Genomic DNA, 12286 nt, shown 5'->3' with positions numbered 1-12286 from the left:
CCTCCCCCAATCTACAATAGCGAGTGAATCAAAGGACTTGCTTCAAAGCAACAAGACTTCTTCAACAAAATAGGCTCGGAGCGGACCTCGGAGGCAGCGCAGCATGTCGGAGTGCATGACCTGCCCTATCCGCCAGGACGGCACTAACCAGCCGTTCATCGCGAGATACGTTGCCGCATTGCAGCTTCCCCGAAGCGGACGTTGATCGATTGCGCAGCATTTCCAACATTAACGTACTCATCGGACAAAACGAACTCTTGCAAGCGTAGCCTAAACTACTGCCAAGCGACCTCACTTGCTCCGGGTTCGGCGCATTTACACCTGTCAATCGCCACCACTTCGGCGCTTCGCAACGTCTGACAGACCCCGGGCCAGCAGGTCGAATACGATCCGGATACGGCGGCTGGTCTGTAACTCCCGATGGGTGACCAGCCAGATTGGAAACTCAAGCGAAGGGAAATCCGGCAAGACCTTCTCTATGCTAGGTTCAGCCTCGCCCAACATTTCGGGCTGCATCGAGACGCCATAGCCCGCTTTCACCAATTCCCATGCGACGACACCGCTCTCGCTCGACATCACGAAGCTCTCTGCGCGAACGGGCACGCCCATGTTGTGCAGTGGGGCCATAAGCCGCTCGGGGTCGGCGTTGCCGACGAAATCGAGAGCGGCCACATCGCGCGGTGTATGCGGGCGGCCCGCACGATCGAGATAGTCGGTCGCGGCATAGAGAGTGGCGCGAAAGTCGCCCAAGTGCCGTGCGATCAGGTCAGGCTGATCCGGGCGGACGTGGCGTATCGCGATGTCCGCCTCGCGCTGCGTCAAATTCTGCATCTCGCTCGACGCAAGAATGCGGACGCAGATGCCTGGCGCCATCTGTCGCAACGGCTTGAGCACGCCCGGCAGGATCGCTGCTGACAAGAGGTCCGTTCCCGTGACCGTGACCTCGCCGGTGACATCCTGAGATTTCCCGTCGGCCACCATCGAGATGAGAGTCGCAGCCTCGCCCATCGTGCGCATGTGATCAATCAGGTCGCGCCCCGCTTCCGTCAAGGTGAGACCACGGACGCTGCGTTCTACCAACGTGACGCCAAGTGCCTCCTCCAACGCACCGATCTGCCGTCCTATCGTCGGCTGCGTTGTCTTTAGCACGCGCGCCGCGCCGCTGAACGAGCCTTCCTCCGCTGTCGCGAGGAAGGCGCGCACCTGGTTCCAATCGAAGGAGACAGCCTGCCAGTTCATTCATGAGTGTATAGCAGGTGGACGAATTTAAGCAATCGACCTTTCATGAGCGCATGGACGATACCAGCTGCGAAACGAAATCGGCCCGGTTTCGGCAATCAAAAGCGACACAATGCATTCCGCAGTTTCTTACGACTGGCGCCTGCGCGCTGCTTCAAACCTGAAGTGCAACACGCAAAGGAAACCGACATGACTGCCCAAGCCTTCTGGGACCGGCATGCGTCCAAGTACGCCAAAAAGCCCATCGCCGATGTCACTGCCTACGAAGAAAAGCTAAGGTGCGTGATGGCGCTTCTTCGACCGACTGATCGCGTTCTTGAAATCGGCTGCGGGACAGGCGGAACGGCGAGTAAGATCGCGCCTGTCGTCGCTCATGTGACCGCAACCGACTTCTCTGCCGAGATGATCCGGATCGCCCGGTCACGATCAGGCGGAGATGCCGCGGGAACACCAGAATTTATTCAGGCGGAGGCGTCGCAACACACTCCTGGCCAACCGTTCGAGGTCATTTGCGCGTTCAGCCTGCTTCATCTGGTCGGTGACATACCTACCGTAATGGATGCGGTGTTCCGCCAGATGAAACCCGGCGGTCTCTTCATATCCAAGACGGTTTGCCTGAAGGATGCGTCACGCTGGATGCGAGCCATGGTTCGCGTGCTCATGGCCGTGCGGATCGCGCCCAATGTGATCATCTTGAGTCGCGCTGAATTGACCCGGCACCTGATCCGGGCCGGGTTCGAAATCGAGCAGACGCGGTACTTCGGAAAGAACCGACTGAGCCCTTTCATCGTCGCCCGCAAGCCCGCCTGAGGAAGACCAACACCTTATACTGAAAGACCGAAGCATGCACTTTATCAGCCGTCGCGAATGGGCGTTCCTTGCCCTCGTGTTCCTCTACTCTTTCATTCCGGCAATCGTCGGACTGGTCCGGCTTCCGGAACTTCTCGGCGCTCCGGCGATCATCCTGCCGAACCCGCGTGCGGTGATCGATCCCCTCCCGATCACATTGCATATCCTTGGCAGTTCAATTTTCTGCCTCGTGGGGGCTGTGCAGTTCCTGCCGAGCCTGAGGCGCTACCGTCCCGCCCTGCACCGGACCCTCGGGCGGATCGTGACGGCAGCGGGATGCGTCAGCGCCCTCACCGGGCTCTGGATGACCGTGGCCTATGCATTTCCCGACGCCCTGCAGGGACCACTGCTTTACATGGCAAGGGTTACACTTAGCCTCTCGATGGTCGCTCTCATCGCATGGGCCGTCGTCGCGATCCGGTCGCGAAAAGTCGCCGCGCACCGCGCCGCGATGCTGCGCGCCTACGCCATCGGCCAAGGAGCCTCAACGCAGACCGCGCTCTTTCTGGTCGCAATGACCCTCTTTGACACCGAACTGCAGGGATTTTCACGAGACCTTCTGATGGTTGGGGCGTGGGCCATCAACCTTGCGATTGCGGAACGCCTAGTCCGCCGCGCCTTTGCGCCGCGCACATCCGGCGCCGTGATCTGAACCCGACCGTGCTCCCGGCCTGATACCAGCAAACTCCTGAAACACAGAAAGAAGGCACCGAAATGAGACGGCTCGATCCCCATGTTCTTCTGTCGGCCCTGTGGCTGTTCATACTGCTCAACATCATCTTTCGCGACATCCACCAGTTTGTCCTCGCGTCCCATATCGAGATACTGCTGACAGGCCATTACAACGGCATCGAGATCACCGAAGGGCTGATGCTTCTGGGCGGTTTCCTCATCCAGATCCCGATTGCGATGGTGCTCTGCTCGCTCCTGCTAACCCGCAGGATCGGTCGCCCTTTCACTTTCCTTGCGGCGATCGTCACGACGGCTACGCTCCTTTCCTCGCCCCCCACCGACATAGATGACACCTTTCACCTCGTCATCGAGATCGTGGCTCTAATGGTAATTCTCTGGACCGCATGGATGTGGCCCGAGCACGAACACACCGCGCCGCAATCCGACGCAAGTTCTTTGTAAAAAAAGTGCGCACCGCGGACACTATGAATGAGTAATAGGACCAAAGAGATGTTGGCAGAAACGCCTATAAGCGATGCGGTTGATCTTTATGACAAACTTGCACCTCGCTATGACAAACTTCATCATCGCTGGCTGCGTCATGCAGGCGGTGAGGCGCAGGCCGCCCTGGAAGGCCTGGTGCGTGCACTCGCGACGCCGAATTCGAAGTTTTTGGATGCTGGCTGCGGCACCGGCAATCTGGCACGTGCATTGATTGCCGAGGGTATGTCCCCGAATTTGATGACCCTTCTCGACCCGTCCGCGGCCATGCTTGCGCGCTGCGCCGACATTCCTGTGCCAAAGATACAAGGACGGTTGGAGTCCTTGCCGTTTGAGGATGGCACCTTCGATCTTGTGGCCTGTGCTTGGGTTTTGGAAACCGTCCCCGATCCCCATCTGGCTTTGACAGAGCTTTGCAGGGTTGTTCGAGCCGGCGGCGCGCTTTGTCTCGCGTTTTGCGCGGATGAGCCTGCCCGTGGCCTTGCCGACAGCCTAATGCGCCAGGCGCTTTTGTTTCGTGGGACAGGCCGGTTTATGTCCCGCTCCCGATTGATGCAGGCAATCGAGCGTTTCGAAAACTTCGAAGTGCGGGCAATTCCGAGCCACGGTCCGGCCTCGACCTTACTTGCAAGGCGGTCTGGCTCAGCAACCCAGCGTCTTGGTAGCCGAGCGTAGTGTTGAAAGTGGCGCCCACAGAATCACGGAGAGCAAGCATGATCGGATATGTTACCCTTGGAACTAACAACTTCGAGGTCGCGTTGAAATTCTACGACGTCTTGTTTTCGAGCGTGGGCGCAAACCGCCTTTGGAAACACGCCGATATGGCCGCATGGGGGCACTCGCGGACCGAACCTGCGTTATGCCTTGCTCGTCCATTCAATGGAGAACCGGCAAACGTTGGAAACGGGGTGATGGTCGCTTTGAAAATGACCAACAGAGAAGTCGTCGATATGCTTCACGCCAAGTGCCTCGAACTTGGCGGAACAGATGAGGGACCCTGCGGCCCACGCGGAGATCACGGTTTCTACGGAGGGTATTTCCGGGATTTGGATGGCAACAAGCTGAATGCGTATGTCCCAGCGTGACAGTAGGCAAGAGTCGGCTGTTGAAATATCGCGTTCAGCGGACAATGAGCGACGAGCACATCGAAAGACGCCGCAATGAGATCTAAAATAAAATTTGTCCGATTGTCGGAAATCGACCCAGCAGAAATCTTGGCGCACATGTCCGACCCTCGTTTGGTCGAGCATATGCCGTTTCTGAAATTTACTTGGAATGCCGAGACAGTGGCGCGGTTTGTCGCCAAAAAGGAAGAATGTTGGCGCCGTGACGGACTTGGACATTGGGCATTTTTGTCCGATGACCGATATGTCGGCTGGGGTGGATTTCAAAGAGAAGGAGCCGAGTGGGATTTCGGACTTGTCTTGCGGCCCCACACGTCTGGCCTCGGGCCACGCATCTCGCGAGAGGCGATCGATTTTGCGAATTCCGATGAACGCATCCCGTATGTGACATTCCTTTTGCCACCATCTCGCACGCACCTGCGGGCGCTCGACAGACTTGGTGCGTGGCAGATTGGCAAAGTCGACTATGACGGGGCGACCTTCCTCAAATTTCAACTTGCAACAGAATGACAGCATCGTCCGATTTCTGGCACATCGCCTGCTTCAGAACATGTCGTACCTCGCGGCCCAGATCGGAAGTTGAATCTCAATTTCGAATGCTGCGGTCGCGCCCGCTTTCCTGCCATTCGCTGCAGAAGCGAAGTGTGAGCTTGATCGAACTCACAGAACGCGGAACGTTAGCAGACTTTAGCTGTACTTCGCGCGAAGGTCCGCTCCCTTCAGCGACATTTTGGGAACCGTTCCATCTTCAGTGACAATCCGGCGGCTAATTCTTGTTTTCAACCGCTCCAATGGCCGTCATCACGGCTAACAGGTCGGTGAAATAGCGGCTCTCTACTATCTTGCCGTCTTCAAGGCGGAACAACGTAACGTCTGGCACGTCGACGACGGCTCCTGACGCCGGAGCGCCGAGAAAAGGGCCATCCTGCGAGCCTGTCAGGCGACCGCGCACAATTACCGTGTCCTCCTCGGCAATCGTTTTCTTGACGGTCATCTGAAGTCTCGGGAAACCTGCGAACAGCTCGGCATTGAACTCGATTGCAGCATCCAGCCCTTCTATTGGTGGATAAGAATGAAAGAAGGTTCGGACGTTCAGTGCGACGTTCGCGCGCCATAAGTTTTCCCAACCGACGTTTGCTCCCCAACCTTCACCGAACATTTTCTGGACGGTTGCAACGTTGGCCTCCTCCCTCGGCGTGCGGAATGGCGCGGCTTCAAATGGTGCGTCAGTGTTCATAGTACTCTTCCATACAGTATGTATGGAGGACGTTCTTGACGACCGCATGCCAATTGTCAATACATATTGTATGGTAACGTCCGATCCATCTCATCTTGATCCAAATGCTTGGGTCAGCGCTGCTTATGAGATGTTTGAAAAAGGCGGCGTTTCGGCCGTACGGGTCGATCCACTCGCCAAACGGCTCGGGATTACACGCGGTAGCTTCTACTGGCACTTCAAGAACCGGGCCGCCCTTCTGCATGCGCTTCTCGATCGTTGGGTCGCAAGGGAAACGGACCGTGTGATCGAGGAGAACGAACAAGGTGGCGGAACGGCTTCAGACCGCTTGCGACGTCTTCTACGAACTTGCGCATCCGAAGATGGTCGTCTTGAAATGAGCGTGCGCGAGTGGGCGGTCGGGGATGCAGATGCGCGCGAGATTGTTCGTGGTGTGGACGAGACGCGCATCGCCTATATGGCTGAGCTCTCGCGCAAGGCAGGAACGCAAAAGAGCGACGCTGATGCACGATCGCGGGTCGCCTATGTTGCGTGGCTCGGCCTCTACACAGGCATCGCGCCAACCACGACCGAACAGCGGATCGCAGATATGGATCAGCTGCATCGCATGATGCTGTCAGTATAAAACGCAGGCTGATGTGAGAACCAGCCGAAACAGCTCTCTTGCTTCCAAGTCTTTCAGCCGTCGCTCTTCGTGAATAACCACAAACACATGTTGAGCGGGGTGCGAAACACAGATCGGTGGGAGTGGTTTAAAACAGCGAAGCCGTCATTCACCGCCCTGCAGAAACTTGGGAGATGTGGGCTCAATACTGACCGAAGAGACAGCGCAGCACAAAAGCGATTATGATCTGCCCTACCATCATAGACGGCCCTAAGCGGTCACCCGACACATGGTCGCGATGCTGCACTAGCAGCCCGTATTGCTGCCGTTCGCGGCGCCTGCTCGACTTCGTACGTGACAAATACGCCGCTCCCTGATTGGATTGTGGATGGTCTGGGGCAACAGGAGCGTGCCAGTTCACTGACACGTAACTGTTTCACAGGCGCAGAGCGGTGAGTTTTGTTTTGATCGCGTAATCGACCAAAGTCGCTACCCGCGCCGTCTCAATGCATCAGTAACTGGTAACCGCGCCGCGACGATCGCGGGTAATGCGCCGCCAATGGCTCCAATTGCAAGGCCAACCAGCGCGGCGCTTACCATTACGTCTGTACTGACCGCCAGCTGGAAGGCTAGTTCTGCACCGTTTGCGCCTATTGTGCTTGTCTGCCAGTCATTCATCACCAACCATGAAACGGTGAGGCCCAGGCCAACCCCGAGTACGGAAAGCGATAAGGCCTCCAACCATGTCGTCATGCATGCGGACAGTCGGCTAAACCCAAGTGCACGGACTGTGGCGATCTCGACGGTTCGGTCAGAAACGGAACTCATCATTGTATTCAGCGCTCCTGCGATTGCACCGATGGCCATCAAAATAGCGATCGGCCACCCGAAATATCTGATCAGCTGCGACGTCCCAGCAGATTGGCCGGCGTAGAGCTGAAATTCGGTCAGTACTAAAAGTTGAGCCCCGGCAAATTCGGATGCAGCCCTTTTGAGCCGGTCGACTGTATCGGTTTCGTTCAACCTCAAGCGCAGGCTTTGCACCTCGCCTACACGATTGAACACGGCCGCGACGGCTTCGATATCGCCCCAAATCTCTGATTCCAGCGCGCTGCCGAAGCTTGCAAAATGACCGACAATTGTCCAATCGACCGGACCGAGCCGAACCTGATCGCCAATGTCCAAGCCGGGATATCGGTCAGCAAGTTGTTTACCCACCACGATCTCACGCGTACCAGGCAGCATTGCGCGGCCGGACATCAAGGTCACCCCAGTGCGAATACTGGGACCCGTGTCATCCATACCCCGCAGAGCCAGAGTTTCCCCCAAATCGTCAGCGTGGCTGCGAAACTCGACAGGAACCACAAGTTCGCGCGACAGGATTGGCACATCCCGATTGTCCCGCACGACGCCAATATCGTTGCGCATCGCCAGAAGGGACCGGACAACATCCAACGGGACTTCAGAGTTGCCTTCCTGGCGCGTGCCACCACCAAGGATGACCGCGACATCAGGCGATCCCGCACTTTGCAGCGTGATCTCAAAGCCGCGTGCCATTGCGAGAAATCCGCTCAGGACACAAACAACCAGCATGATCGACCCGACCATGGACAGGGAAATGGCCAGCCTGCGTGGGAGACTGCGCAGGGTGACACGGCTCATAGCGACGATTTGGCGAATGGTTGAAGGCATCTCGGTTACCTCGTTCTGAGTGCTGATAGGATCGGTGTCCGCATTGCAGACAGCGCAGGAAGCGCCCCTGCGGTCAGGCCGAGTAGGAAAACCAACCCAATTGCGCGCAGCATAACGCTCTTATCGAAAACCAACCCCAGAGCGGGTGGCAGGGCGAGGCTTGCCAGTTTTGCAAGACCGATGCCGATAACCCCGCCCAGCATAAAGATAAAAAGAGCCTCGAACAGAACCATCAGCAGGATGCATGAACGCGAAAATCCCAGTGTTCTCAGCACGCCGATTTCGAAACGCCGCTCGCGCAAGGCGAAGACCATCGTGTTGATAACGATCATCAATAGGGTAACGAAAGACACGCCAACGACCAACGTGACAACGTGTTTGACGTCGGCATATTGGCTCAGAAAAGCGCTGAGAAACTGCTTCTCCGACAGGGTACGCGTGGGGGCTGCTGAATTGGTGAAAAGCGCGTCAATGCTCGGTGCCAGTTGCTGCGGCGCGACACCCGGCTCCGGACGCAGCGCAAAGGTGGAAACGGTATCTTTGCCCCGTGCGCGGCCTTCGTTGATATAGCGGTATTGGGCAAGAATGAAATAGGTGTCAGTGCTGGCACTTTTGCCGTCAAAGATTTCGGCGATCTCGAACGTCCAATCCCGACTTCCATCGCTTCTTTTGGTACGAAACGCCGAGACTGTCAGTCGATCACCGATTGTCCACCCCTGCGCCTCGGCAAGGGCACGCCCCACAAGAACTTTGTCTCGCCCAGAACCGAGAGCTTCTATCATGGACGGGGTCAGCCCAAGATCTGCCCCGCTGACAGCCAGCAGCTTGTCGGGTTCTCCGGCGCTCACCGCTACGACGTTGCGCGCATCACCGACGCTGCCACGCAGGCGAGTGATCGGACTAACCTCGGCCACACCTGGCAGCGCTGCAATGCGCGAAAGATAGGCCATTGGCAAAGGCTGGCTGCGACCGGCCGCATTCATGACCCCGAGCAAATCGTCACTCGCCGCGGCGGTACCCTGTGACCCGGCGATGAAACTGGCTGTCAGCCCATAGATGAAGAAGGCTACGACGACAGACACAATCAGCAGAACGAAACGAAACGGTTTGCGCATCGTGCTTTTGCGGGTCAGGCTCAGAAACGTCATGCCATCACCCGCAAACGTTCGACAAAGACGCCCTTATCGAGATGCAGAGTCCGGCCAGCCGCCTCGGCGGCTTCTGGATCATGGGTTACCATGACAATGGTCTTGCCAAGCTCACGGTTCAGATACCCCAGCATAGTCAGAACCTCATCGGCGGATTTGCGGTCGAGGTCGCCGGTCGGCTCATCACACAGTAGCAACGCAGGATCAGACACAATCGCGCGGGCAATGCCGACGCGCTGCTGCTGCCCACCGGACATTCGTGCCGGGTTTTGCCGACCACGCCCGCCGAGACCAACTAGGTCGAGGATTTTTGCAACCCGCTCACGCCGGACTGGCGCCGGGATCGGTTTCAGCAGCAGGGGAAGTTCTATGTTTTCCTCTGCGGTCAACATCGGCAGCAAGTTATAGAACTGGAATACAATCCCAAGATGATGTGCGCGCCATGCGGACCGGGCGGCCTCACCCATATGGTCCAACCTCTGGTCGGCGATCCTAATGTCGCCGGAGTCTGGCCCATCGAGTCCGGCCAGCAGATTGAGAAGAGTGGATTTTCCGGATCCGGATGGCCCCATCACAGCGACAAATTCACCCTTTTGAATGGAAAGATCGAGATTGTCGAAAATGGGTACGCTTGTGGCGCCGGTTTGGTAGGACTTGCTGACACCGCTTAAGGCAATGAAAGGAGTTTCGGTTTCGGAAATCGTCATTGAGGGTTAGCTCCCGATTGTGCTTTGACGTGCAAAGGTGATGGAGGAAGATCGATCCTGACGCTTGCGGCCATGCCTGGCCGCAATCCTGGGGGCGGATCGATAGGTTTAAGGCGCAGTGCGACCGTTCCCTTTGTTGCATTCACTTCTGGCGCGACGCGTTGAAGCGCGAAGGCAAAGGGATGATTGGGAAAGGCGTCCAGAACCGCCTCTCCGAAAACATCATGGCTCAACAAATTGATTGCTTTTTCAGTTACATCGGCATCAATCACTAACTGATCCAGATCGGCGATTGTCATCAGACCGCTTCCGTCATGGATCGCATCAAGCCGGTCGAGTACAGCATCGCCAACATGAGCAGAAAGTTGCGTCACCGTGCCGGAGATCGGCGCACGCACAGTCAGATCGGCGACTTGATTTTCTGCAATTCGGACAGCAAGATCAGCCGTTGCTAACTTGGACTTGGCATGTTCGACACTATTGGCGGCAATGCGCGCGGCGGTCTGCGCATCTTCCAACTGACTGCTGGCGATGGCACCCCTTTGGCTTAGTTCGGCCCGCCTTTGCAGCGTCGCGTTGGCCTGCGCCTCCGAAATGCGCGCGGCAGAGAGTGAAAGCCACGCCGCGTCCAGTGCGAGCTTTGCGGTTTCGAGCGCAAAAACGACATCCGGGTCACGGATCAACACGAGGGGTTGGCCGACGGTGACACTATCTCCGGGCGCGACGAGAACATTGGAGATTAGCCCTCCCTGTTCCGCGTACACAACGGCCCTATCCGGTGCGATGACATAGCCTGATCCGGTGATTTCCCGAACAATAGGTACTATTGTAGAAGCGGACGGTTCCGGACCGGAATTCTGTTGGCTTGCATGTGATGACGCGCCGACGGACGCCGTGTTGGAGGGCGCAACATCGCTTGGCAAGTTTTCTGATCGAAGGACAAAGCTTGTACCAGCCGCCAGCAACAGCGCAGACATCAGTGCCGCCAGCAATGCCCAGCTAGACCGCGGCAGCACGCCTGAAGCCGCTTGTGTGGGTGCCGGGTATGCTGAAAGCTCTCTCAGCGTCTCGGCCATTTTACTGTTATGATCGGTGACTATTTTCATGTCACCAAGATCAGTTACAAACCGACAAACCGCGACCTTGAACACGATTTAGGACATGCGAAATCGCGATTTAGTCAGTTGTAGTCCTTGTCAGGATGCCGATCTGGCCTTGATCTCTTGGCTTTGCGCCATTCCAGCGGCGTCATTCCTGTGACACGTCGAAACTCTCGGTTGAAGTTGGATTTCGTCTCGAAACCAACGTCAAACATGATTTCGGTGACCGAGCGCCTGCTGTTTTGCAACTGCTCGCAAGCCTCGCCAATTCGGAAATCATTGACATATTGCGAGACATTTTTTCCCGTGGTCTGGTTGATCGCCCCAGAAATTTGTCTGGATGGTATGACTGCCCTGCGCGCCAGCCGTGCGAGGTTAAGATCCGCATCCCGATAAATCTGTGTATCTTTCATCAACCTCTCTACTTTTGCCATGATCACAGGATTTTCTGCGGCACCTGAGTCGGAGGGCATCGTGGTCATTGGGCCTGCTCTCTCATCTTCTCCGGCCGCCCGACCGCGGCTCGCAACTGCGGCTGCCAAAGATAGAAAGAGCAAGATTGCGACATTGCCGATGGACACGAGCTGAGGCAGATGACGCGCGTCCGTGGTGGCAACGTCAATTGCGATCAACGTGTCAACCAGTGCTGAGAAGATCAATACAAGCGCCGCAAAAACCAAAGAACGATGAACTGGACCCACGGAGTCCAATGCCGTTGCTCTGAGCGCATCAGCACCTGATCGCAGTAAGAACAGGACCAGGACCGCGTAGACAAGAAACGTTGCGACAATGATCACATCCAGCGCAGCGGGCAAGAACGACATCGACAACAAGATCATGACTAGCGGAAGACCATGCGGCGCAATTGAATAGAGCTTAGCCACCTGGCGCGAGCCGACCAATCGCAATGATCCGAAATACACCAAAGGTGCCATCACGCTTGCAAGCGGCGGTGAAAGAAACCGGACCCACTCGATCCCATATCCAAAACGCAACCCGATCAGCAGGGACTGAAGCGCCGCACATGCAATCAAAAGCAAAAATGCGAGGTTATTGGGGCGTTCACCATCTCGCCAGGCTACACTTGTAAAAAGCAGTCCCAACAACAGCGTTACAACGAAAGGCAGCGGTACAAAGATCATAGTGCGGTGGCAACTCAGCAGGCATGAGAACAGGTATCGCCACGGAAGATGGAACAGCTAGAGTTGATGGTCTAGAGTTGAACAAGAGGTTTCTGGGTCGGTGTTTGTTTTCTCCTGCTAAGGAGTTGCAGATAAGCGGATTTTTTACTAGAGCATAGATGCGTCCCTTGTTTGCAGCTTTTGTCTACCGTTGACGGCCCATAGCATGCGTAATTGGGCTGACCCTGAACTGAGGTCGAGCTCCCGATAGGATCACAGGATATCTGTGAAC

At 56.6% G+C, this 12286-nt stretch carries 14 protein-coding genes; 7 read left to right on the top strand and 7 right to left on the bottom strand.

What is annotated here, in order from left to right; translation table 11 throughout:
- Positions 1–324 precede the first annotated feature (324 nt).
- Positions 325–1239 carry a LysR family transcriptional regulator gene (locus Q1A20_RS25500; protein WP_299919538.1) on the bottom strand — a complete coding sequence of 305 codons (915 nt, stop codon included), beginning with the start codon at positions 1237–1239 and terminating at the stop codon, positions 325–327.
- Positions 1240–1428: 189 nt separating this feature from the next.
- Between Q1A20_RS25500 and Q1A20_RS25495 the strand changes: the two genes are divergently transcribed.
- From Q1A20_RS25495 to Q1A20_RS25470, 6 genes are all read left to right on the top strand, one after another.
- Positions 1429–2049 (top strand): class I SAM-dependent methyltransferase, encoded by a 621-nt coding sequence (locus Q1A20_RS25495; protein ID WP_299919536.1) that lies wholly within the window; start codon positions 1429–1431, stop codon positions 2047–2049.
- A 34-nt stretch (positions 2050–2083) separates the two neighbouring features.
- Positions 2084–2740 carry a DUF2306 domain-containing protein gene (locus Q1A20_RS25490; RefSeq protein ID WP_299919535.1) on the top strand — a complete coding sequence of 219 codons (657 nt, stop codon included), beginning with the start codon at positions 2084–2086 and terminating at the stop codon, positions 2738–2740.
- A 62-nt stretch (positions 2741–2802) separates the two neighbouring features.
- On the top strand, positions 2803–3222 hold the full coding sequence (locus Q1A20_RS25485; RefSeq protein ID WP_299919533.1) for a DUF6326 family protein: 420 nt from the start codon (positions 2803–2805) through the stop codon (positions 3220–3222).
- A 27-nt stretch (positions 3223–3249) separates the two neighbouring features.
- Positions 3250–3936, top strand: a complete 687-nt coding sequence (locus tag Q1A20_RS25480) for a methyltransferase domain-containing protein (protein ID WP_299919532.1) — start codon at positions 3250–3252, stop codon at positions 3934–3936.
- 38 nt (positions 3937–3974) lie between these two features.
- Entirely contained in the window at positions 3975–4346 is a 372-nt protein-coding gene (locus Q1A20_RS25475; protein ID WP_299919530.1) for a VOC family protein, read from the top strand.
- A gap of 75 nt (positions 4347–4421) precedes the next feature.
- Entirely contained in the window at positions 4422–4895 is a 474-nt protein-coding gene (locus Q1A20_RS25470; RefSeq protein WP_299919528.1) for a GNAT family N-acetyltransferase, read from the top strand.
- 256 nt (positions 4896–5151) lie between these two features.
- Here Q1A20_RS25470 and Q1A20_RS25465 read toward each other — a convergent pair whose 3' ends face one another.
- The gene (locus Q1A20_RS25465) at positions 5152–5622 is read right to left on the bottom strand and encodes an ester cyclase (protein ID WP_299919526.1); all 471 of its coding nucleotides are present in this window, start codon (positions 5620–5622) and stop codon (positions 5152–5154) included.
- 22 nt (positions 5623–5644) lie between these two features.
- Between Q1A20_RS25465 and Q1A20_RS25460 the strand changes: the two genes are divergently transcribed.
- Positions 5645–6247, top strand: coding sequence for a TetR/AcrR family transcriptional regulator (locus Q1A20_RS25460; RefSeq protein WP_299919524.1), 603 nt, complete (start codon positions 5645–5647; stop codon positions 6245–6247).
- A gap of 468 nt (positions 6248–6715) precedes the next feature.
- Here the strand turns inward: Q1A20_RS25460 and Q1A20_RS25455 are convergent, their stop codons facing one another.
- Genes Q1A20_RS25455 through Q1A20_RS25435 form a run of 5 tightly spaced genes read right to left on the bottom strand, consistent with a single transcriptional unit; the run spans position 6716 to position 12015 of the window.
- A complete protein-coding gene (locus Q1A20_RS25455; RefSeq protein WP_367180975.1) occupies positions 6716–7888 on the bottom strand; it encodes an ABC transporter permease in 1173 nt (390 codons plus the stop codon).
- 35 nt (positions 7889–7923) lie between these two features.
- Positions 7924–9066, bottom strand: coding sequence for an FtsX-like permease family protein (locus tag Q1A20_RS25450; protein WP_299919521.1), 1143 nt, complete (start codon positions 9064–9066; stop codon positions 7924–7926).
- Entirely contained in the window at positions 9063–9773 is a 711-nt protein-coding gene (locus Q1A20_RS25445; protein WP_299919520.1) for an ABC transporter ATP-binding protein, read from the bottom strand. Before Q1A20_RS25445 ends, Q1A20_RS25450 begins: the two co-directional genes overlap by 4 nt.
- Positions 9770–10924 (bottom strand): efflux RND transporter periplasmic adaptor subunit, encoded by a 1155-nt coding sequence (locus Q1A20_RS25440; RefSeq protein WP_299919519.1) that lies wholly within the window; start codon positions 10922–10924, stop codon positions 9770–9772. The genes Q1A20_RS25445 and Q1A20_RS25440 overlap by 4 nt, the downstream gene beginning before the upstream one ends.
- 29 nt (positions 10925–10953) lie before the next feature.
- Positions 10954–12015: an AraC family transcriptional regulator gene (locus Q1A20_RS25435; RefSeq protein WP_299919516.1), complete on the bottom strand. Its 1062-nt coding sequence runs from the start codon at positions 12013–12015 to the stop codon at positions 10954–10956.
- Between the last annotated feature and the right edge of the window lie 271 nt (positions 12016–12286).

The sequence above is a fragment of the uncultured Roseobacter sp. genome (assembly GCF_947501835.1).
In the GTDB taxonomy this organism is placed as follows: Bacteria; Pseudomonadota; Alphaproteobacteria; order Rhodobacterales; family Rhodobacteraceae; genus Roseobacter.
Note: the sequence above shows the minus strand (reverse complement) of the source record. Positions and strands in the feature narration are given on the sequence as shown.